Source organism: Rhodococcus opacus (assembly GCF_012396235.1).
GTDB lineage: Bacteria > Actinomycetota > Actinomycetes > Mycobacteriales > Mycobacteriaceae > Rhodococcus_F > Rhodococcus_F opacus.
This window is the reverse complement of record NZ_JAAXPA010000006.1, coordinates 279,004-300,654: the sequence shown is the minus strand read 5'-3', so window position 1 is coordinate 300,654 and position 21,651 is coordinate 279,004. Positions and strand designations below refer to the sequence as shown.

Annotated in this window: 16 protein-coding genes and 1 pseudogene; 15 read left to right on the top strand and 2 right to left on the bottom strand. The window is 70.5% G+C overall.

The features are described 5' to 3' along the window. Positions 1–16 precede the first annotated feature (16 nt). The 14 genes and pseudogenes from HGB39_RS10650 to HGB39_RS10585 all read left to right on the top strand — a co-directional run bounded on the left by HGB39_RS10650 (position 17) and on the right by HGB39_RS10585 (position 19,410). Positions 17–919 (top strand): shikimate dehydrogenase, encoded by a 903-nt coding sequence (locus tag HGB39_RS10650; RefSeq protein ID WP_005253934.1) that lies wholly within the window; start codon positions 17–19, stop codon positions 917–919. Then, the gene (locus tag HGB39_RS10645) at positions 916–2,865 is read left to right on the top strand and encodes an oxidoreductase (protein WP_064080488.1); all 1,950 of its coding nucleotides are present in this window, start codon (positions 916–918) and stop codon (positions 2,863–2,865) included. Before HGB39_RS10650 ends, HGB39_RS10645 begins: the two co-directional genes overlap by 4 nt. After that, entirely contained in the window at positions 2,862–3,659 is a 798-nt protein-coding gene (locus HGB39_RS10640) for an aldo/keto reductase (RefSeq protein WP_005569921.1), read from the top strand. The genes HGB39_RS10645 and HGB39_RS10640 overlap by 4 nt, the downstream gene beginning before the upstream one ends. Continuing rightward, entirely contained in the window at positions 3,659–4,756 is a 1,098-nt protein-coding gene (locus tag HGB39_RS10635) for a Gfo/Idh/MocA family protein (RefSeq protein ID WP_005569922.1), read from the top strand. Before HGB39_RS10640 ends, HGB39_RS10635 begins: the two co-directional genes overlap by 1 nt. Beyond that, positions 4,753–6,477, top strand: a complete 1,725-nt coding sequence (locus HGB39_RS10630) for an FAD-dependent oxidoreductase (protein WP_064080487.1) — start codon at positions 4,753–4,755, stop codon at positions 6,475–6,477. The genes HGB39_RS10635 and HGB39_RS10630 overlap by 4 nt, the downstream gene beginning before the upstream one ends. Then, entirely contained in the window at positions 6,474–7,301 is an 828-nt protein-coding gene (locus HGB39_RS10625) for a sugar phosphate isomerase/epimerase family protein (protein ID WP_005569923.1), read from the top strand. Before HGB39_RS10630 ends, HGB39_RS10625 begins: the two co-directional genes overlap by 4 nt. Before the next feature lie 23 nt (positions 7,302–7,324). Beyond that, positions 7,325–8,236, top strand: a complete 912-nt coding sequence (locus tag HGB39_RS10620; RefSeq protein WP_005253940.1) for a LysR substrate-binding domain-containing protein — start codon at positions 7,325–7,327, stop codon at positions 8,234–8,236. 136 nt (positions 8,237–8,372) lie between these two features. After that, positions 8,373–9,686 (top strand): MFS transporter, encoded by a 1,314-nt coding sequence (locus HGB39_RS10615; RefSeq protein ID WP_005569926.1) that lies wholly within the window; start codon positions 8,373–8,375, stop codon positions 9,684–9,686. A gap of 1 nt (position 9,687) precedes the next feature. Beyond that, positions 9,688–11,640 (top strand): FAD-dependent monooxygenase, encoded by a 1,953-nt coding sequence (locus HGB39_RS10610; RefSeq protein WP_005569928.1) that lies wholly within the window; start codon positions 9,688–9,690, stop codon positions 11,638–11,640. Between the two features lie 9 nt (positions 11,641–11,649). Beyond that, the gene (gene dhaL, locus HGB39_RS10605; protein ID WP_064080486.1) at positions 11,650–13,383 is read left to right on the top strand and encodes a dihydroxyacetone kinase subunit DhaL; all 1,734 of its coding nucleotides are present in this window, start codon (positions 11,650–11,652) and stop codon (positions 13,381–13,383) included. 125 nt (positions 13,384–13,508) lie between these two features. Further along, on the top strand, positions 13,509–14,306 hold the full coding sequence (locus HGB39_RS10600) for a hypothetical protein (RefSeq protein ID WP_064080485.1): 798 nt from the start codon (positions 13,509–13,511) through the stop codon (positions 14,304–14,306). A 120-nt stretch (positions 14,307–14,426) separates the two neighbouring features. After that, positions 14,427–14,549 (top strand): annotated as a pseudogene (locus HGB39_RS10595) (hypothetical protein); the annotation flags it as partial. Between the two features lie 44 nt (positions 14,550–14,593). After that, positions 14,594–19,105: a cation-translocating P-type ATPase gene (locus HGB39_RS10590; RefSeq protein ID WP_064080484.1), complete on the top strand. Its 4,512-nt coding sequence runs from the start codon at positions 14,594–14,596 to the stop codon at positions 19,103–19,105. A gap of 32 nt (positions 19,106–19,137) precedes the next feature. Beyond that, the gene (locus tag HGB39_RS10585; protein WP_005253947.1) at positions 19,138–19,410 is read left to right on the top strand and encodes a hypothetical protein; all 273 of its coding nucleotides are present in this window, start codon (positions 19,138–19,140) and stop codon (positions 19,408–19,410) included. A 14-nt stretch (positions 19,411–19,424) separates the two neighbouring features. Here the strand turns inward: HGB39_RS10585 and HGB39_RS10580 are convergent, their stop codons facing one another. Both HGB39_RS10580 and HGB39_RS10575 read right to left on the bottom strand, forming a co-directional pair. Then, the gene (locus tag HGB39_RS10580; protein WP_005253948.1) at positions 19,425–19,931 is read right to left on the bottom strand and encodes a WKL family lipoprotein; all 507 of its coding nucleotides are present in this window, start codon (positions 19,929–19,931) and stop codon (positions 19,425–19,427) included. Positions 19,932–20,044: 113 nt separating this feature from the next. Further along, positions 20,045–20,314 (bottom strand): ANTAR domain-containing protein, encoded by a 270-nt coding sequence (locus HGB39_RS10575; RefSeq protein WP_005563493.1) that lies wholly within the window; start codon positions 20,312–20,314, stop codon positions 20,045–20,047. 135 nt (positions 20,315–20,449) lie between these two features. On the opposite strand from HGB39_RS10575, the gene HGB39_RS10570 reads away from it, so the two are divergent. Further along, positions 20,450–21,547 carry a GIY-YIG nuclease family protein gene (locus HGB39_RS10570; RefSeq protein WP_005563494.1) on the top strand — a complete coding sequence of 366 codons (1,098 nt, stop codon included), beginning with the start codon at positions 20,450–20,452 and terminating at the stop codon, positions 21,545–21,547. Positions 21,548–21,651: the final 104 nt, after the last annotated feature.

The following is a 21,651-nucleotide window of genomic DNA, read 5'->3' as shown; positions in this document are numbered from 1 at the left end:
ACTGCAGGAGATCTTCATGCACCCCGTATCCACCCGGCACCGGATCCGCCTCGTCGGGGCAGGGATCGCCACGTCCCTGTCGCCGGCGCTGCACGAACACGAGGCCGCCGCCCTCGGCCTGACCGACTACCGCTACGACCTGCTCGACGTCGCGGCGGAGGGCATCCCCGTCGACCGTTCCGGCGACACGCTGCGGCAGGCCGTCGCAGCGGGTTGCACCGGACTCAACGTCACCCACCCGTGCAAGCAGGTGGTCGTCGACTCCCTCGACGAATTATCCGACAACGCGCGACTTCTCGGTGCCGTCAACACCGTCGTCGTCCGTGACGGGCGACTGATCGGTCACAACACCGACCACAGCGGATTCCTCGCGGCGCTGCGCCGGGGACTGCCCGATGCCACGCTCGGCCGCGTCGTCCTCGCCGGTGCGGGCGGTGCCGGTTCGGCCGTCGCCTACGCGCTCGCCGCCGCCGGAGTGACGGACCTGCGGGTCGCCGACCTCGACCCGGCCCGCGCGGCGGACGTCTGCACGCGCCTCGCGGCGGCCTTCCCGCAGACGCGGGTCACGGCCATCCCCCTCGACGCGATCGAAGCGAACCTGGAACGCTGCGACGGCGTCGTCAACGCCTCCCCGATCGGCATGGTCGGACATCCTGGAACGCCGTTCGACACCGGCGCGCTCCATCCCGGACTGTGGGTCGCCGACATCGTCTACCGCCCCCTGCGGACCGAACTCGTCGCGGCAGCAAGCGCTCTCGGCTGCGCCGTGCTCGACGGCGGTCAGATGCTCGTCGCTCAGGCGGCCGACACGTTCGTCCTCCTCACCGGGGTCACGCCCGACCCCGACCGCATGCGACGTCACCTCGGCGAACTGCTCGCCGATCAGTGCGCCCCGACCGTTCTCGAGGAGTCCCGATGACCGCGCGTCCGTTCGCCGCACCACTCGACCTGGGTAACGTGCGACTGCGCAACCGCTTCGTGTCGGCGCCGATGGAGCGCAACTACTGCGAGGTCGACGGCACGATGACCGACGAGTACATCGCATACCTCGAGCGCCGTGCGGCGGGCGGCGCAGCACTCGTCTTCACCGAGGCCAGCTACGTGCGGGCCGACGGCAAGGGCCGTGTCCGGCAGATGGGAGTGGACGTCGACGAACGCATCCCGCGCATCGCGAAGATGGCCGAGGCGATTCATGCGCAGGGTGCCCTCGTCGGCGTCGAACTCAATCACGGCGGCCGCACCGCGCAGGGTTCCGTCAGCGGATTCGTCCCTGTCGCACCGTCACCGATCCCGTGCGCGGTGGTCGGCGGCGAAATGCCCGAGCAACTCGACGGCGACGACATCGAGCACATCATCGAATGCTTGGGTGAGGCCGCCGCGCGCTGTCAGCAGGCCGGGGTCGACGTGATCTCGCTGCACGGCGGTCACGGCTATCTCATCCACCAGTTTCTCTCGCCGGCGTACAACCACCGCGACGACGAGTGGGCCGATCCGGCACTGTTCGTCAACAAGGTGATCGACGCCGTGCGCGCGATGGCACCGGGTATCGCTCTCGGACTGCGGTTCTCGGCGTTCGAGGCCGTCGACGGCGGTCTCGACGCGGAGACGACCCGCGCCCGGATCGACGCGATCGCCACCGACCGGCTCGACTTCCTCGACGTCTCCGCCGGTAACTACGAATCCGGGCAGTGGATCATCCAACCCGGCGAGTGGCCGCGCGGGCTCCTCGCCCCGTTCTCCGAGCAGTACACGCGGGACTTCGACCTCCCCGTCGGAGTCGCAGGCCGGATCAGCTCACCCGAGGTCGCGGCGCAGATCATCGAATCCGGGCAGGCCGACTTCGTCAGCATGGCCCGCACCCTGCACGCCGACCCGGACTTCCCGAACCGCGCGCTGGACGGCGGCCGGTACCGGCCTTGCATCGCCTGCAACTACTGCATCGACAGCCTCGCCGCCGGACCCGTTCCGTGCTCGGTCAATCCGTGGGTGGGCCGCGAACTCGAGCAGCCGTCGAAGCCGGCGGACGTGGCGGTGCGTGTCGCCGTCGTCGGCGGCGGGCCGTCGGGCATGGCGGCCGCCCGCGACCTCGCGCTCGCCGGGCACCGCGTCGACCTGTACGACGAACGCGGCAGTCTCGGTGGCGATTTCGCGCTGGCCTCGCGACTGCACGAGTACCCCGAGTACGCACGGATCGTCGACTGGTACCTCGCCGAGATCGCCGACCTCGACATCGCTTGCCACACCGGCACGCGGGTCGACGCCGCCGCACTGGCGGAACTCGACTTTGAGGCCGTCGTGCTCGCGACGGGCGGCCGCGGACCCGAGGTCGACCTCCCCGGGGCCGACACCCGGAGGGTCCGCGACGTTCGCGAGTTCCTGGAATGCGGAGACCCTGCACCCGAGGCGATCACGATCTTCGGCGCCGACCGGGAAGCGGCCGCGGTCGCCGACGACCTGCTCCAGCACGGCACGAAGGTGGTCATGATCGGCCCGCAGGAGACGATCGCCCACGATGTCGGCCGACGCGGCAAGATCGTGCTGCTGCCGCGGCTCGCGGCGAGTGCGAACCTCACCACCCATCTGTCGTCGATCGTGACGCGGATCGAGGAAGACCGGGTGGTGATCTCGACCGCCGGGGACGAGCGGGTGGTGGACGCTCCCGGTGAACTGCTGATCTCGCACGGCGTCGAGCCGCGCACCGACCTGCTCGCCGCAGTGCGGTCGCTGGCACCGCGACTCGGCGTCCACACGGTCGGTGACGCGAGTGGCGACGGCGGCTCCATCCACGCCGCTCTCGTCACCGCAGCCGACGTCGCCGCGAAGATCACCGCGGCCGCCGAAGCTCGCGAGGAGGTCAGCGCATGATGGACATCCCGCCCCTCGGTCTCGGGACCTGGCCACTGACCGGCTCGGACGCCACCCGGGCCGTGCTGTCCGGTATCGAGGCCGGCTACCGGCTCGTCGACACCGCCACGATCTATGACAACGAGGACGCTGTGGGTGTGGCGCTCGCGGAGTGCGGACTGCCCCGCGAGGAGCTGTTCGTCACCACGAAACTGCGGGGGAGCGATCACGTGTCGGGTGACATCCGAGGCGCGGTCGTGCGCAGCCTGAAGAATCTGGGACTCGATCGGCTCGACCTGTTCCTCATCCACTGGCCGCTGCCCCGCCACGACAGGTACGTGGCGGCGTTCGAGGCGATGCTCGCATGCCGCGACGCCGGCCTCGTCCGCTACGTCGGCGTTTCCAATTTCCTGGAGACGCACCTGCGTCGCGTCGTCACCGAAACCGGAGAAGCGCCGGCAGTCAACCAGATCCAGATGGACCCGTCACTCGCCCGGCTGCCCGTCCGGCGCGCGAACGACGAACTCGGCGTGTTCACGCAGTCGTGGAGCCCGCTGGGCCGCGGCGAGGTGCTCGACTCACCCGTGGTCACCGACATCGCCCGGCGCCTCGACCGCACCCCCGCGCAGGTGGTCCTGGCCTGGCACTTCGCGCAGGGTGTCGTGCCGGTCGCGAGATCCGCGAATCCCGCGCGCCAGGCCGAGAACCTGGCCGCCCTCGACGTGCGGCTCACCGGCGCGGACGTCGACGCCCTGAACCGTCTCGACCGCGGCGAGTCCGCGGCCAGGGACGTCGAAACCGAGGAACACTACTGATGGCACTACGTATCGGCATCGTCGGCTGCGGAAAGATCGCCGGCAACCACGCACGGGCCCTGCAGCAGGTGACCGGCGTCGAGGTGGTCGGCTGCTGCGACCCTGACGTCGACCGCGCCCGCGAGTTCGCATCCGCGCACGGCATCGCGCGGGCCGTCGGTTCGGTGGAGGAATTGATCGCCCTCGGCCTCGATGCGTGCACCGTCTGCACCCCGCATCCGGTGCACGAGCAGGTGGTCGTCGCGGCCGCCGAGGCCGGGATCCACGTGCTGTGCGAGAAGCCGATCGCGGTCGACGTCGCCGCGGCCGACCGGATGATCGCGGCCGCCGACCACGCGGGCATCACGTTCGGTGTGCTGTTCCAGCGCCGGTTCTGGCCGGCCGCGAGGCGGATCAGGACGGCCATCGACGACGGCCGGATCGGCATTCCGGTGCTCGGTGAGGCGTCGGTGCTTCTCCACCGCCCGTCGTCCTACTACTCCGCCGACGAGTGGCGCGGACGGTGGGACACCGACGGCGGCGGTGTCCTGATGACGCAGGCCGTCCACCAGATCGACATGCTCCAGTGGTTCATGGGTGAGGCCGTGTCGGTGAGCGGCTTCATCCGCACCCACACACACGGCGACCACGTCGAGACCGAGGACAGCGCGTCCGCCGTCGTCTCGTTCGCGTCGGGCGGCACGGCTACCGTCACCGCGACCACCGGCGCCAACCACAACCTCGGCAACCGGGTCACCGTGATCGGGCAGACCGGTGTGATTGCGAGCGTCCTCGAGTTCCCGGAGGGCCGGGAGGGCGTCAACGAGATCTGGACGGTCCCCGGCGAAGTGGAGTTCCGTGCCCCGTTCCCAGCCGACGTCCGCGCCAATCTCGACGTCACCGAAGTCAACGCCGGACTCGCCGACTTCCACACACTCCAGGTGCAGGACTTCGCGGACTCCGTCCTGACCGGTCGCGATCCTGCCGTCACCGGACGTGACGCGCGCGCCTCGCTGGCGATCATCGCGGCGATCTACGAGTCTTCGCGCACCGGCCGGGTCGTCGACCTCACGCCCGCACCGACTTTCGCAATGACATCCGCTCAGGAGACGCTATGACCCCCGAACACACCATCGCCACCTACGACGTCGTCGTCATCGGCTCCGGAGCGGGCGGTCTGTCCGCCGCCGTCGCCGCAGCCGACGGGGGAGCCTCCGTCCTCGTCGTCGAGAAGGCGGACACGTGCGGCGGCGCGACGGCGTGGTCCGGCGGCTGGATGTGGACGCCGCGGAACCTGTTCGCGCAGGCCGACGGCGTGAACGAGGATCGCTCGCTGCCGCGCACCTATCTCGAGCACCGACTCGGCGAGAACTTCGACGCCGCCAAGGTCGATGCCCTGCTCGACGGCGCACCCGAGATGGTCGAGTTCTTCGAGAAGAAGACGGCGCTGCAATTCGTTCCGGGCGCGAAGATCGCCGACATCCACGGCGACACACCGGGTGCGGGCACGGGACACCGCTCCGTCGGGCCGAAGCCGGTGAGCCTCCGGAAGCTCGGCCCCGACGTCGCGGCGCTGCTCCGGCGGCAGCTCTACGAGACGTCGTTCCTCGGTATGGGCATCATGGCCGGCCCGGACCTCCAGGCTTTCCTGCACTCGACGCGTTCGGCGAAGGCATTCGTGCACTGCGCCCGCAGGGTGTCCACGCACCTGCTCGACCTCGCCATCACACGCCGCGGCCAGCAGCTCGTCAACGGCACCGCGCTCGTCGGCCGGCTGCTGCGGTCGGCGCTCGACGCCGGCGTCGAGATCCGCGTGAGCACGGCGGCCACCGCGCTGACCACCGACTCCGCGGGCACCGTCACCGGTGTCCGGCTGGAGGGCCCGGACGGGGCCTACTCCGTGTCCGCCCGCCGCGGAGTCGTCCTCGCGACGGGCGGCTTCAGTCGCGACGTCGACCGGCGCCGCGAACTCTTCCCCCGCACACCCACGGGCCGTGAACACTGGACCCTCACCCCGTCCACGACCACCGGCGACGGCATCACCCTCGGCGAGTCGGTCGGCGGCCGACTCGACCGCTCGGTCGCATCGCCGGTGGCGTACTGCCCGGTGTCGATCATCCGATACCGCAACGGCAAGGAGGGCGTGTTCCCGCACATCCTCGACCGCGGAAAGCCCGGCGCCATCGGCGTTCTCGCCGACGGTCGCCGCTTCGTCAACGAGGCCCTCGGCTACCACGACTACACTCTGGCGATGGTCGAACAGGTCCCCGACGGCGACGAGGTCTGCTCCTGGTTGATCGCCGACCAACAGTACCTGCGGTACTTCCCGCTCGGCATGGCCAAGCCGCTGCCGATCCCCACGTGGCCTTACCTGAAGTCCGGCTACCTCACCCGCGGCCGCACGGTGCGCGAGCTGGCCGAGAAGATCGGCGTCGACCCCGATGGCCTGGAGAAGACGGTCGCAGCGTTCAACGAAGGCGCCCGCGACGGCGTCGACCCCGAGTTCGGTCGTGGCACCACCCCGTTCACCGTCGGGTCCGGGGACGCCGACAATCCGTGGCCCAACGCCTCCCTCGCACCGCTCGAAGAAGGCCCGTTCTACGCGGTCAAGGTGGTGCCCGGCAGCTTCGGCACGTTCGCCGGTCTGGTCACCGACAGGGCGTCGCGGGTGCTCAACGACGACGACCAGCCGATCGACGGGTTGTTCGCCGTCGGGGTCGACCAGTCCAGCGTCATGGGCGGCCACTACCCGTCCGGCGGCATCAACCTCGGCCCGGCCATGACTTTCGGCTACCTCACCGGTCGCCGCCTCGCCTCGACGACAGGAGATCTGCGATGACCGCCCCACTCGGCCTTGCCGCACTCACCGTGCTCGACACCGCGCCGCTGCAGCAGGTGGACCTCGCCGAGAAGCACGGCTTCGACACCATCGGCATCCGGCTGCTGCCCGCCGCGCCCGGCACCACCGCCTACCCGCTGCACGAGGACGACGCCGCCCTCGACGCGCTGATCCGTCGTCTCGACGATTCGCCGATCGAGGTGTTCGACCTCGAAATCATCCGGCTGGGAGCCGATTTCGACCCGAAGTCGTACGTTCCGCTGCTCGAGGCGGGCGCCCGGCTCGGTGCGAAGGCCGTGCTCGTCGGCGGCGACGACCGCGACCGTTCCCGGCTCACCGACTCCTACGCCCGGCTCGCGGAACTGTGCGCGCAGTACGGCATCGTCGCGAGCCTCGAGTTCATGCCGTGGACGGCCGTGCCCGACGCGACCACCGCGGTCGAGATCGTGTCGCAGGCCGACGGGCCGGCGCGCAGCGTGCTGGTGGACGGGCTGCACGTCGGACGGTCGAGCACCACGCTCGACGACCTGGCGGCGATCCCGCGGGAGTGGCTGCACTACGCCCAGATGTGCGACGGCTCGGTGCCTGCGCCCACGGACGACGCCGAACTGATCCGTCAGGCGCGCGAAGAGCGGCTGGTGCCGGGGTCGGGCGGCATCCCGCTCGCCGACATCTGGGCGACGTTGCCGGCGGGCCTGCCGGTGAGCATCGAACTCCCCAACGAACCGCTCCGGCAGGTCGTCGGCACGGACGCGTGGCTCGCGCGGCTGGTCGCCGCCACCCGGGAGGTGCTCGCGCAGGTCCCGGCGGCCACCGGACGCTGAATTGTCCGCGCTACCGTTCTTGCATGCCCCGCCCCGACAACGTCCCCGTGTACACGATGCGCCAGCTGGCGGCGTTCGTGGCGGTGGCGGAGACCGGGACGATCAGTGGTGCGGCCGAGCGGATGCACCTGTCGCAGTCGGCGTTGTCCGCGGCGGTGACGGACCTGGAGAAGGCACTGAAGGCGCAGTTGTGTGTGCGCCGGCGGGCCCGCGGTGTGCAGCTGACCCCGACGGGGGAGGCGGTGCTGTCGCGGGCGCGTGCCCTGTTGCAGCAGGCGGGGGAGTTGCAGGCCGACGCATCCGGGGAGGGCGGTGTCGTGGCGGGGCCGATCGCCGTCGGCTGCTACCCGGCGCTCGGCCCGACGATCCTGCCGTCGATGTTGTACGCGTTCACCGCGGAGTACCCGCGGGCGTCCGTGGAGTTCCGGGAAGACACCCAGAACCGGTTGCGGACGCAGCTCGAGGGCGGCGAACTGGACGTCGCCATCGTCTACGACCTCGACCTCTCCCCGGAGTGGCAGACCGTGCCGCTCATGACCCGCGAGCCGATGGTGGTGCTCGGGGCGGAGCATCCGCTGGCGGGTGTCGACGGGCCGGTGCGCCTCGCGGATCTGGCCGAGCACCCGATGGTGCTGCTGGACGCGCCACCGAGCACCAACCATGCGATGGACGTCTGCCGGGAGGCCGGATTCGCGCCCCGGGTGGCGTACCGGACCGCGAACTTCGAGACGGCGCGGGCCTTCGTCGGACGCGGCCTGGGGTGGACGCTGCTGCTGCAGCGACCCCGGGTGGATGTCACGTACGAGGGGCTGCCCGTCGTGGTGAAACCGATCGCCGACCCGAAACCGGCGTCGGTGGCCGTGGTGGTGGCGTGGCATCAGGAGGCGACGCTGAGCCGGGTCGCGCGGGCATTCATCCGGTTCGTCACACCCTGAGCTGCGCATTCACGCCTTCCACGGTTTTTCTGCAATTCATGTGGGGATAGTCCCGCTTTTCAGATGTATGTGAGTCGGGTCATTGTTTTCCGGTAGCGCGATGAGTGCGCGCGCAGCAGAACCGGGAAGGCAGACGATGACGGCAATCACCGAGGCGACACCGCCGGTGTCTCACAAGGAAGCACGCAGGGCAGTCCTGTCGAGCTTCGTCGGTACCGCGATCGAGTGGTACGACTTCTTCATCTACGGCACCGCCGCAGCCCTGGTGATCGGACCGCAGTTCTTCCCCGGCGCGTCGACGTTCGCCGGAACCCTCGCCGCATTCGCCACGTTCGCGGTCGGCTTCATCGCCCGCCCGATCGGCGGTGTCGTCATGGGGCACTTCGGTGACCGCATCGGACGCAAGTCGATGCTGGTGCTGTCGCTGACCATGATGGGCGCCGCGACCGTCGGCATCGGCCTGCTCCCGAACTTCGAGGCCATCGGGGTGGCCGCACCCATCCTGCTGGTGTCGTTGCGGTTCGTCCAGGGCATCGGCGTCGGCGGCGAATGGGGCGGCGCGGTGCTCATGGCCACCGAACACGCCCCGGAAGGCAAGCGCGGCCTGTACGGCGCGGCACCGCAGATGGGCGTTCCGGCCGGAGTGATCATGGCGAACGTCGTGTTCCTCGCCGTCACCCAGTTGCTGTCCGACGACGCGTTCCAGACGTGGGGCTGGCGGGTGCCGTTCCTGATGAGCGCCGTGCTCGTCGGCGTCGCGATGTGGATTCGCCTCGGCGTCTTCGAGTCCCCGGCGTTCGCGGAGGCCAAGGAGAGCAACACGATCGTGAAGATGCCGATCGTCGAGGTGCTGACCCGCAACTGGCGGACGGTGCTGCTCGCGGCCGGCACGTTCATCGCGACCAACGGCATCGCCTACGTGTTCATGGTGTACGTCCTCACGTACGGCACCAAGGAACTCGGATACAGCCGCGCCACCATGCTCACACTGCTGATCGTCGCGTGCCCGGTCTGGATGGCGGGCATGGCCGTGTCGGCCTGGAAGTCGGACGTGCTCGGCCGGCGCCGCGTGTACACGTGGAGTTCGATCGCGCTCGTGATCGTGGCCGCGGTGTTCTTCCCGCTCATCGACACGGCGTCGATCCCCGTCATGCTGCTCGCGATGATCGTGATGGCGGCGGTCCTCGGCACCACCGCGGGGCCGCAGTCGGCACTGTTCGCGGAACTCTTCCCCGCCCACATCCGCTACAGCGGTGCGTCTCTCGGCTACCAGATCGGCGCCATCCTCGGCGGCGGGCTCGCACCGTTCATGGCGACGTGGCTGTTCGAAGCGTTCGGCACTTCGACGGCCGTCACCGCCTACTTCGTGGTGATCGCCGTGGTCAGTCTCGTCTCGATCCTGCTGTTGCCGGAAACCACCACCAAGCGCCGGGAAGCGGAGGCCGCCTGACATGTCCACCTACTTTCAGCCACAGAAGTACCCGGCGACGGAGTTCGCGTCGACCGGTGCAACCGACGAGGCCCTGCCCGTCGTCGTCGTCGGCGCGGGACCGGTCGGCATGGGCGTCGCACTCGGCCTCGCGCAGCGCGGCATCCCCGTCACCGTGCTCGAGGCCGCCGACCAGGTGTCGTTCGGCAGCCGCGCCATTTGTATCTCCCGGCACAGCCTCGAGGTGGCCGCCCGGCTCGGCTTCGGGCCGGAACTCGAGAAGATCGTGCTCCCCTGGGTGGGTGGGCGCAGCTTCTACCGCGACGAACAGGTGCTGCACTTCGAGATGGCGCACGGCGACCACGACGTCCGCGGGCCCATGGTCAACGTGTCGCAGTCCGAGATCGAGCAGATCATGACCGACACACTGCTCGCGCACCCACTGATCACGTTCCACTGGTCGTCGAGCGTCGCCGGGGTGCTGCGGTCGGACGAGGACGTGACGCTCGACGTCGACACCGCGTTCGGTGCGCGCCGCCTGCGTGCGCGCTGGGTGGTGGCCGCCGACGGCGGTCGCAGCCGGATGCGCGAACTCGCCGGAATCCGGTTGCAGGGAAACAGCTATCAGGGTAATTACGTCATCGCCGACATCCACTGGGAATCGACGCTGCCCGCCGAGCGGATGGTGTGGTTCGACCCGCCGAGCAACCCCGGCTCGACGATCATCATGCATCAGCAGCCCCGCGACATCTGGCGCATCGACTACCAACTCGACAGCGCCGACGACGCCGAACTCGAGACACAGGAAGACCGCATCCGCGACCGCATCACCCGGCACCTCGACTGGCTCGAGAACGACGTGCCGTGGACCCTCGAATGGCACGGCTTCTACCGCGCGCACGCGCTCGCGCTGGACGACTTCACGCACGGTCGCATCCTGTTCGCCGGGGACGCCGCCCACCTGGTGCCGATCTTCGGAGTCCGCGGGCTGAACTCCGGCATGGAGGACGCCGAGACCCTGGCCTGGACCCTGGCCGCCGTCGTCCACGGGACCGCGGATGAGTCTCTCCTGCAGTCGTATTCGGCCGAACGGCGCGCCGCCTGGCAGCAGAACGTCGACAACGCGGGCAAGTCGACGCTCATCATGTCGCCCGGCAGCCACGGCTACCGCACCACCCGCGACGCGGTGCTGGCGCTGGCCACGACCCGTCCGGAGTTCGGTCACCTCGTCAACCCGCGGCAGTCGAGTGCGACGCACGCGCACCTGTCGCCGCTCACGTGGCCGGTGGCCGAGGGGACGACCGGCGTGCTGCCCGGGGATCCGATGGAGGACCGGCGCGTCCGCGTCGCCACCGCCGACGGGTCGGTGCAGTCTTCGCTGAACCGTGTCCGGGGAACGGGTTTCGCGGTGCTCGGTGTCGGAGTCGACCCGGCCGGTGCTCGGATGATCGCCGCGCACGCGTCCGCGCTCGCAATGGCGCTGTCGCCGGAATCGGTGCGGGCGGTCGTCGTCCCGGCACCGGGGGCGGCGGTGGCGGTGGCCGGGGCGGCCGACCTGACGGTCCTCGACGACTCCGACGGCGCGTTGGCGCAGGCCCTCGGCGCGTCCGCGGGTGAGTGCTTCGTGATCCGCCCGGACGGACTCGTCCTGTGTCGGGTTCGGGACCTGTCGCTGCTCGGCGACGTCCGCGACCACCTGAAAACGGCAACCGCCCCCGCGCTGGGCGTCGTCCCCACGCACACGGAGACGACGGCGACGCCGGACGAACTGCTGCGCGAGAACGTGTGGATGGGACTGTCCGAGGCGCTCGACCAGTCGGACGAATCGGACCACGAGGGATTCCTGACCCGGCTCGCGCTGCTGCTCGGATCGCAATCGGGCCTGCGGGAGTTCGAGGAAGCGCTGGCGGCCGCCTCCCACGTGAGTGGCAAAGTGTGCTCCGGCACTCCGCGGCACTCACATGCGGACGCTTAGCCTGGGAGCATGGCGCATCCACAGTTCCTGAACTCGCCCAAGTCCTTCGTCGTCGACGCGCTCCGCGGGGCCGTCGCCACCACCGACGACCTCGAATGGCATCCGGAACCGGGATATCTCACACGGCGGGAACCGTTGCCGGCCGGGCAGGTCGCGTTGCTGTCGGGCGGCGGGTCCGGGCACGAACCGTTGCACGCAGGGTTCGTCGGCCGGGGCATGCTCACCGGAGCCTGTCCCGGCCTCATCTTCAGTTCACCCAACGCACTGCAGGTGCGGGCCGCCACCCGGGCCGTGGACGCGGGCGGCGGCGTCGTGCACATCGTGAAGAACTACACCGGCGACGTCCTCAACTTCCGCATCGCCGGCGAACTGGCGGCGGAGGACGGCATCACGGTCGAGCACGTGCTCGTCGACGACGACGTCGCCTCCGAACGGGAGGACGGGCCCGGACGTCGCGGCACCGCTGCCACGATCGCGGTCGAGAAGATCTGCGGCGCTTCGGCCGAGCGCGGAGACGACCTCGCCACCGTCGCGGAGTTCGGGCGACGCACCGCCCGGAATTCCCGCAGCATGGCGGTCGCGTTGAGAGCGTGCACGGTCCCGGGGGCCGACTCGCCGTCGTTCGACCTCCCCGACGGGCAGATCGAACTCGGGATCGGCATCCACGGCGAACGCGGAACCGAACGGGTCGACGCGATGGGCGCGGCCGAACTGGTCCGCCGGCTCGCCGACCCCGTGCTCGCCTCGCTCGGCGTGGAGCGGGGCGAGCCGGTGATCGCGATCGTCAACGGGCTCGGCGCGGCGCATCCGCTGGAGCTGCAACTGCTGTTCGGTGAACTTGCCGACCACCTCGCGGAGCGGGGTGTGGTGATCCGGCGCTCGCTGGTCGGCAGCTTCGTCACCGCCCTCGACATGGACGGCGCGTCCATCACACTGGTGCGCTGCGACGACCAGCTCCTCGACCTGTGGGACGCACCGACCGCCGCACCGGGATGGCCCAACGCCCCGGCCGGTGAATTCCGCGGCATCGCAGACGAATCCGAGGTGCGGTTCCGGTCGAACGTCGCCTCCCGTGAGGACGAGCCGGAGGTGTCCGGCACCGCCGACACGCTGGGCCGTGCGGCGGTGGGCGCGTGGATCGGCGCGTTCGTGGAGAAGGTGCTCGCCGAGGAGGCAAACCTCACCGACCTCGACCGCCGCGCAGGCGACGGGGACTTCGGCACCAACATGGCGGCTGCACTCGACCACGTCGACGTTCCCAGGATCCGCGACAGCTACTCCCCGCCGACGGTGTTCGAGTCACTGTCCGACGCCTATCTCGGTCACGCGGGCGGCACGTCGGGCGCGCTGTTCGGTGTCTGGTTCCGGCAGTTCTACCGGGTGGCCGCCGACGCACCGCACGGTGTTGACCTGAAGGCGATCGCCGCCGCGGCACGGGCGGGCCTCGATACGATCCAGGAACTCGGCGGGGCGCAGCCCGGAGACAAGACGATGATCGACGCCATCGACCCGGCCGTCGCCGCCCTCGAATCGGCCGCCCCGGCCGGGAAGAGTCCGGCCGACGGTCTGGCCGAGGCCGCGGACGCCGCCGCACGTGGCGCCGAGGCGACCGCGGACATCACCGCGCGGCGCGGCCGGGCCAGCTACATCGGGGAGGCGGCGCGCGGCGTCGTGGACCCCGGTGCCCTGGTGCTGTCGTGGTTCTTCGCCGAGGCGGCGGAAGCGGCCCGCGCGGTCGGGTAGTCACCGCGCGCCGGGCTCGGCACGTAAGGTGAGGGGAAGAACGCCGAGTCGTGCTGCGCAAACCCGTCGCCACACCTCTCTCCACCTGCGTACGGGACGCAGAATCAGGGACGGACACGTAGACAGTGGAAGACACCGCCAGCCGGGGAATCCAGGCTTTCATCGCCGATGTCGTGGAACGGGGCGGCAAGGCAGTCCGGCTCACCCACTCGCGACGTAACCCCGTCCAGGTCTGGGGCGACGACGGCACGAGCTGCATCGTGCGGGTGCGCTCCAAGCTCAGCGGTGACTGGCAGGCCCGCAAACAGGACGAATCGCTCGACGACGACGACACCGGCTCGCGGTTCTGGGTGTTCGTGGATCTCGCGAGTTCGCCGGAGGAGTTCTTCGTCGTGCCCTCGTCCGAGGTGGCCGACGACATCCGCGCCGAGGTGGATCTGTGGATGATGGACACCCCGGGCCGCACGCGGACCGGACATCACGCGATTCCGCTGAGCCGGGTCGCGCACGGTCGCGGGCGCTGGGATCTTCTCGGGCTGGCGGGGGAGAAAGACCCCAGCCGCTACAGCGACGCGCAACGCGCCACGACGGCGGCCACGTTGCGCGCAGACGCCGCAGCCCGCGCATCCGCCCGGAAGAAGCCGGCGAAAGCGACCGCGGCGTTGGAGGAACTGATCGATACCCGCCTCGAGGTCGTGGCCGACTTCGAGGGTTATCGGCTGGTCGGACGGTTCGACCCCGACACGCAGACTCTGGAGATCATGCGCGGTCCGATGCAGGGCCGCCGGTTTCCCGACCCCACGACGGCGGCGACCGCCGTTGCCAGTCACATCAGCGGAGACATCGAAACCCACGACGGCTGGGAATTCTGGCGCACCGAACAAGGTGATCGAATTCCCATGGGACAGAACAGCATCCGATAGTCGCTGAGAGTTCCCTGAAACTGTTCCGGCGCGCGGCGGTTGAGAATACCCTGAGGTGGGTACCGCAGACATGATCCGCCGCGCATCGGCGGTAGTGGCCACGGCCGATGGGAGCTCGTCATGCGAACCGTCGACGGCACAGTGCACGCCGTGTCAGGTGCTGCGAACGCGACGACCAGCGCGGTCGGTGCGGTCGGCGGCGCCGCGATCGGTGGTGTGGTCGGCGGAGTCCGCGGGGCGGCGCTCGTGCTGCGGCAGTTCGGCGTGGGTTCCAGGCAGTAGCTGCCGTGGGACTCGGTCGATACGTCCGTGCCGCTGCATCCCTGCCGGTGCGCGGCGCCGGTGTCGGACTCGGGGTGGCGTCTTACGGAGGCACGGTCGCAGCCGATCTGATATCCACCACCGCACGGACCGCGACGCAGATCGCCACCGAGGTGCTCGGGGGAACCCCGGCCCGCCGCACGAGTTCCGGACACGGCCGTGCCTGGATCGAGGTCCGCGGACTCGACGGACCTCGCGGGGACGACGTGGCCGCGACCGTTCTCGGCGCCGTCCGGGAAACCGCCGGTGTGGCGGGAGCCGAACTCAACCGCGCGCTGTCCCGGCTGGTGGTGACGGTCGACGAGCACGGACCGTCGGTGGCCGCGCTGTGTGCCGTGGTCGCGGGCGCGGAGGATGTCGCGCGACCGATCGCCCGCGGTGCCGTCCGCGACCGGCCCGGAGAACTTCCCGGCGACGACGTCGCACTCGCCGAACGCGCGCTCGCACTGGCCGCCGTCACGACGGGCCTGGTCGCGGCCGCCGGCGTTCGCCTGCTTCCGATGCCCGCCCTGCCGTCGGCGGTGCCAGCCGCCGCCGTCACGTTCGTCAACTATCAACCCCGATTGCGCAGCATGGTCGAGGACCGGCTCGGGCCGGACGCCGCCGAACTGCTGCTCGCCACCGCTCAGGCCGTCGGCGACGTGCTGCGGCGGGCACCTGCGTCACTCGCCGTGGACGTGGCATTGCGGTCGGCGATCACGGCGGAGGCGTGGTCGGGCCGGCGGGTGTGGCACCGCCGCGAACCCGAACTGGCCCGGGACCCCGCGGACGACACGGAGCGCCCCGCCCGCCCGCGCGGCGCATCGGGACCGGTGGAGCGGGACGTGGACCGGGCGGCGATCGCGCAGTGGGTGGGCGCGACCGCGGTGGGAGCGGCGACCCGAAGCGTCGCAGGCGCCGCGGACGCGGCCCTGGTCGCCGCGCCGAAGGCGGCGCGCACCGCACGCGAGGCCTTCGCCGCGACACTGGGCCGTGGACTGGCCGATCGCCACGCCGTGCTGGCCCTGCGTCCCGGCGCGCTCCGCTGCCTGGACCGGGTCGACGCGGTGGTCGTGGACCCGTCGGTGCTGCACACGGCCGAACTTCGGGTGAGGGGGATCCGTGCGGTTCGGGACGCCGACCGGACGAGAGTGTGGGAGGCCGCTCGATCTGCCGTGGAGGCCGGCGCCCTCGGGGTGGGCTGGCACGCGCTGACCGACCTTCCGGATGATGTCGCCGCGGCAGCCGTGGACGAAGATGCCGCCGTACTCGTGACCCCGGCGCACCATCCGAGCGCAGCGGCCGTGCTCGCGCAGGCGCGCTCGTCGGGCGCCCAGGTGGTGTCGGTGAACGTGGACACGCTCGGCGGACTCCGCTCGGCGTTCGACGATCTGCTGCCCTCGAGCGGGTCACTGGACGCGGACCTTCGCGACGCCGTCGCGCAGTTGCAGGCGAACGGCGCGACGGTCGCGGTGATCGCCGGCCGGGCGCCGCACGCCCTGTCGTCCGCCGACGTCGGGATCGGTGTCCTCGTCGACGACGCCCCGCCACCGTGGTGCGCGGACCTGCTGGTCGACGACCTCGTCGGAGTGTGGCGGGTGTTGCGGGCCCTGCCGGACGCGCGGACGGCGAGCCGGCGCGGCGTCGAGATCGCGACGGCGGCGTCGATGCTCGGTGCGCTCGTCATGCTGCCCGGAGTGCGTGGCCGCGGACCCGGACCCGTCACGGTCGGCGCGGCGGCAGGATTGTGGACGGGGCATTCCCTCGCGCGCAGTGTGCTGCGGGCCGAGGTTCCACCCGCCGCCCCGGTTCACGCCTGGCACGAGATGCCGGTGCCGGACGTGCGCCGCCTGCTGCCCCCGCGCGACGAAGAGGATGCCGCGGCGTCCCGGCGTCGCGCGGTGAATCTGGTGCTGACCCCGGTCGAGGCGATCGGGCGGCTCACGGCGTGGCCGGTCGGTCTGGCCTGGGATTTCGGCCGGGCGATGCGCACGGAACTGTCGGATCCGCTGACCCCCGTCCTCGCCACCGGATCGGCGGCGAGCGCCCTGCTGGGGTCGCCGATCGACGCGGTGCTCGTGGGGTCCGTGCTGGCGGGCAACGCCGCGCTGTCGGCCGTGCAACGCCTGCACGCGGAACGTCTGCTGAACCGGTTGCTGGCGGCGGGCGATCCGCCCGCGCATCGCGTCGCCGGGCCTCCGGAGCGCCGGGTGACCGAGCGGGTGGAGGCGTCGCGGTTGCGGCCGGGCGACGTGATCGAGATCGGTCCCGGCGAGGTGGTGCCCGCCGACGGCCGGCTCGTCGAGGCGTCGGGCGTCGAAGTCGACGAGTCCTCGCTCACCGGGGAATCGCTGCCGGTGAGCAAGCAGACGTCGCCGACTCCGGGCGCACCACTCAGTGACCGCGCCTGCATGGTGTTCGCGGGGACCACGATCCTCACCGGCACGGCGGCGGCGATCGTCACCGCGGTGGGCGACGCAACGGAAGCGGGACGCGCGGGTGCCCTCACCCCCGCGAGTGCGTCGCACGTGGGTCTGCAGGCGCAGCTCAGAAGCCTCACCGACCGGGTGCTGCCCGTCAGCGTGGGAGGCGGCGCGCTGGTCACCGCCGTCGGGTTCCTGCGCGGCACCGGACTGCGGCAGGCCGTCACGAGCGGCGTCGCGGTCGCGGTGGCGGCGGTTCCCGAGGGTCTACCGCTCGTCGCGACACTCGCGCAGCAGGCCGCCGCACGCAGACTGACGAGGTCGGGCGCACTGGTGCGGACGCCGCGGTCCGTCGAGGCGCTCGGCCGCGTCGACGTGGTGTGCTTCGACAAGACGGGCACCCTGAGCGAGAACCGACTGCGGGTCGTCACCGCCGTCCCGGAGGCGGGGTTCGATCGCGAGGACGTGCTCGTGTGCGCGGGCCGGAGCGCGGTGACCCCAGACGGCAGTCCGGCCGCACACGCCACCGACGCCGCGATCGCCGACGCGGCAGTGGACCTGCTACCGCAGGGGGAGGACCGGAGCAGTTACCTTCCGTTCCGGTCCGGACGGTCCTACTCCGCCTCGCTGTCCGGGACACACGTGTCGTTGAAGGGTGCGCCGGAGGTCGTGGTCGCGGCGTGCGCCGGAATCGACGCGGACGAGGTCCACGACACCGTTCTCGGCATGGCTGCCGACGGGTTACGCGTCATCGCCGTCGCCCGCCGGACCGTCACGCCCTTCCAGGCGCGTCGCGCGGCCGACGACACCGCGGTGCTCGACGATCTGTGCGGCAGTGGGCTGCAACTCGTCGGACTGCTCGGGCTGGCGGACACCCCGCGCCCCGAAGCGGCCGGACTGCTCCCGGCATTGGAAGGGCTACAGGTCGGGGTCCGGCTGATCACCGGCGACCATCCCGTCACGGCCACCGCCATCACGAAAGAGTTGGGACTGGCGGTGTCGTCCGAGCAGGTGATCAGCGGGACCGACTGGGACACCCTGTCGCACCGGGGGCAGGAGAATGCCGTCGAGAAGTGCGTCGTCTTCGCCCGGATGTCGCCGGAGAACAAGGTGCAGATCGTGCAGACCCTCGAGCGTGTCGGTCACGTCTGCGCGATGGTCGGCGACGGCGCCAACGACGCGGCCGCGATCCGGGCGGCCAGCGTGGGGATCGGTGTCAGCTCGCGCGGCAGCGACCCGGCCCGCAGCGCCGCGGACGTGGTGCTCCTCGACGGCCGCGTCGACGCGTTGCTCGACGCCCTCGACGAGGGCCGTCAGCTGTGGCGGCGGGTGCAGGCGGGAGTGTCGGTGCTGCTCGGCGGGAACGCAGGCGAGGTGGCGTTCGCCCTGATCGGCAGTGCGATCGCCGGACGGTCGCCGCTGACGGCGCGTCAGCTCCTGCTGGTGAACGTGCTCACGGACGCCCTGCCCGCGGCCGCGCTCGCGGTGAGTCCGCCCAACGAACAGGCCCGGGGAGAGGGTCGCGGCCCGGACAGTGCGGCGCTGTGGCGGACAGTCGCGATCCGCGGCGCCGCCACCGCGGCGGGCGCGACGACGGCGTGGGCGCTGGCGAGCGTGACGGGCAGGCAACGCCGGGCGTCGACGGTCGGGCTGGTGGCGCTGGTCGGCACACAGCTGGGTCAGACGCTCATCGATTCGCGGAGTCCGCTCGTGGTGCTCACCGCGGGCGGTTCACTCGCCGCACTTACCGTGATGGTCAGTACTCCCGGTGTCAGTCAGCTCCTCGGTTGCACCCCGCTCGGACCGGTCGGGTGGGCCCAGGCGCTGGGCTGTGCGGGTGCGGCGACCGCGGCGGCCGCGTTCGCACCGGGGCTGCTCGAAAAGCTTGTGGGCGATCAGTCGACGATCTCGATCACGCCCGCCCGCAGCAGCACGGCGTACACCTCCCGCAGCGGTGGGGTGAGCACGCGGGTGACCACCCCGGTCAACGGGTCCCCGGCTGCGGAGAAGACACCGGCAGCGGTCTGGGCGACGGAACTCAGCACAGCGGACACGGTCCGCGATCAAGGTGGCTGACCGGGAAACGGCACGGACAAGGGAGACGAACTATGGCCCAACGAACGTCGGAGGCGGAATCGCAGAGCGACGCCGTACAGCGGGTGCGGGAGGCCCACAGCTTCGCGGTGCAGCTACCGATCCTCGGCAGGGTGCCGCTGCCGCGTCCCGAGCAACTGGCATTCTTCGCGGCGATCGGCTTGCTCGCCGCAGTCGAGATCATCGAATGGCCGGTCGCCCTGACCATCGCGGCAGGGCACATCCTGATCACCGATCAGCACAACCGCGCCGTCCAGGAGATCGGGGAGGCCCTGGAAGGCGCGTGACGCGGAGGTCCGGATCAGGCGGGCGGACAGGCCGGTGACGTCAGCTGCGCGATCGCCACGATGGAACATGCCGTCGCCTTCGACAATCTCCACGTCCCGTTCTCGCCGGGCACGAAGATGGCGGGCAGGGTGTTCTGCTGCACCTGGCCGTTGATCGTCAGCTGCAGCTGCGCGCTGGCGCTGCCGTCACCGTTATCGATCACCGGGTCCAGTACCTGGACCTGCGCACCTGCCTGCTGGGCGGCGGCGGCGACCTGATTGAACAGGTTCGGGTCCTGCTCCGAACCCTCCACCATGGCGATCTTCTCCTCGAGGGGAGTGGCCGGGTCGAGGCCCTTCGCCAGCAGGGCGTTGAGGTCGGCCGCGGTCGGCAGTTCGAGTTCGGCGCTGGTCTCGGCGGCTGCAGTGGTCGTGGACGTGGTGGTCGCGCTCGGCCCGGAAGACTCGTCGGAACCACAAGCGGACATCGTGAGGGCTGCGGCGATCGCTACCGCGGCAACCGTGATTTTGCGGATCGTCAACTCAGTTACCTCTTCGTATCTCGGTGCGCTGGTCGTTCGGTCTCACATCGAGTCTGAAGGTTTGGGCAGCGTCGCGCCGTCGAAGCCAGAGAATTCTCAGACTTCGACCGAATTCAGGCCGCCGTGCCGAACGCGCCACGGTACGGAGTGGCGTGGCTCCACTGCAGAGCAGCAGCGGTGACGTCGGACGCGGGAAGGTCGTGGTGATGGGTCTGGATGAACGCGATCAGCGCGCGGGCGGTGCGGGCGAGGGCGACCTTGTGCCTGCGGGACGTCTCCGCGAGTTCGGTGAACGCGTCGTTCTCGGAACATCCGCGGTAAGCGATGAGGATGCCGACCGCGATGTCGACGGCCGTGCGGGTGGAGTAGCTGGGCGCTGTCATGAATGTTCTCCCAACCTGCGTCGCAATGGGTACAACTCCATCCTCCCGCACTCGGTAGGACGTCGAAAGGGTTCGAATCTCCTCGAGCCTTCCTCGTGCGAGTTCTTCACCCAGGTTTTCCCTTACGGTAGGGGCATGGCTACCGTCTGGACGATCCCGATCGACATCACTTCTCGCTGGCTCGACAATTCCGAGGTCCAGACTTTCCTCGCGTCCAACGACCTGGACAACGCGGCACCCGACCCCCGGGTGCGGTTCGCGCAGTTCGCGGACGTCACGAAGTCGCTGGAACGCCACATCGGGCACACCTTCTCCTCGGTGCAGGGCGCGGCCACCGCACTCTTCGACGGCATCGACGGCGGCGTCCCCGTCGCGTTGAAACTGGCGGCGCTGCGCCTAATCCTGAAAGAGGTGTATCAGACCCGTCACGCGCCGCAGCCGTTCCCGAAGCGGGTGGGCGAGGAACTCGGCACCTACGTCTACGCGCTCCTCGATCCCCGCAACAGGTCGGTGTTCTACGTCGGCGCCGGGCGGGGCACCCGGGTGTACGGCTACGTGTGGGAGGCGTTGGCCGAGAACGAGCACCGGCAGACGCTCGAGGATCCGGAGACCGACAGCGCCGAGGTGAAGGCCGCGACCATCGCCCGCATCCGCGAGATCTACGACTCCGGCCACGAGGTCGAGCACTACATCGTGGCGCATCGGATCGCCGACACCGGTGACGTCGCCGGCGCGGTGCGGGGCGGAATCGTAGGCGCGCTGGGGCTGAACGAGGGTGCGGTGCTCAGCAATCTCGCCGGTGGCGCGGGCGAGCATCGTGCGGTGCCCGTCGACGACCTCGTGTTGCAGTACGCAGCAGAACCCGTCCCGAACCTGCCGACTCCCTGCGTCGTCCTCGAGGTGCCCGCCACGTCCCGGCGCGGCGTGACGCCGGAGGAGGTATACGAACTGTCCCGCGGCGCGTGGGCGGCAGGCGCTGCCGTCCGCAACACCGACGACATCCCGGTGATCGTGTTCGCGGACAACATCGTTCGTGCCGCATACCGTGCCAAGTCCTGGTCCTCGGTCGCCCGACCGGGCGACGCGGCGCTGTGGCGGTTCACGGGCGAGCCCGACACCGAACTGGAGAGCCAATTCGTGAACAAGCGAATCGTCCCCGCCAAGGTCGGTCTGAAGAAGTGGCCCACCCACGGCTGGGTTCCGCACCTCACCCAGGCGCGCCCCGGCCGCTGACGTGAGTGGCGAAGCGTGCCCCGGCACACTTTGCCACTCACCTGCAGAGTGGGCCTCCCGAGTCGGTGGGTTGTGGTAAGTCTGAGCCGACCGGAGTTGGGGAG

What these genes read in the sequence shown, in the direction of transcription:
- HGB39_RS10650 (WP_005253934.1), top strand. Translation starts at nt 17, where the DNA reads ATGCACCCCGTATCCACCCGGCACCGGATCCGCCTCGTCGGGGCAGGG.
- HGB39_RS10645 (WP_064080488.1), top strand. Translation starts at nt 916, where the DNA reads ATGACCGCGCGTCCGTTCGCCGCACCACTCGACCTGGGTAACGTGCGA.
- HGB39_RS10640 (WP_005569921.1), top strand. Translation starts at nt 2,862, where the DNA reads ATGATGGACATCCCGCCCCTCGGTCTCGGGACCTGGCCACTGACCGGC.
- HGB39_RS10635 (WP_005569922.1), top strand. Translation starts at nt 3,659, where the DNA reads ATGGCACTACGTATCGGCATCGTCGGCTGCGGAAAGATCGCCGGCAAC.
- HGB39_RS10630 (WP_064080487.1), top strand. Translation starts at nt 4,753, where the DNA reads ATGACCCCCGAACACACCATCGCCACCTACGACGTCGTCGTCATCGGC.
- HGB39_RS10625 (WP_005569923.1), top strand. Translation starts at nt 6,474, where the DNA reads ATGACCGCCCCACTCGGCCTTGCCGCACTCACCGTGCTCGACACCGCG.
- HGB39_RS10620 (WP_005253940.1), top strand. Translation starts at nt 7,325, where the DNA reads ATGCCCCGCCCCGACAACGTCCCCGTGTACACGATGCGCCAGCTGGCG.
- HGB39_RS10615 (WP_005569926.1), top strand. Translation starts at nt 8,373, where the DNA reads ATGACGGCAATCACCGAGGCGACACCGCCGGTGTCTCACAAGGAAGCA.
- HGB39_RS10610 (WP_005569928.1), top strand. Translation starts at nt 9,688, where the DNA reads ATGTCCACCTACTTTCAGCCACAGAAGTACCCGGCGACGGAGTTCGCG.
- dhaL (WP_064080486.1), top strand. Translation starts at nt 11,650, where the DNA reads ATGGCGCATCCACAGTTCCTGAACTCGCCCAAGTCCTTCGTCGTCGAC.
- HGB39_RS10585 (WP_005253947.1), top strand. Translation starts at nt 19,138, where the DNA reads ATGGCCCAACGAACGTCGGAGGCGGAATCGCAGAGCGACGCCGTACAG.
- HGB39_RS10575 (WP_005563493.1), bottom strand. Translation starts at nt 20,314, where the DNA reads ATGACAGCGCCCAGCTACTCCACCCGCACGGCCGTCGACATCGCGGTC.
- HGB39_RS10570 (WP_005563494.1), top strand. Translation starts at nt 20,450, where the DNA reads ATGGCTACCGTCTGGACGATCCCGATCGACATCACTTCTCGCTGGCTC.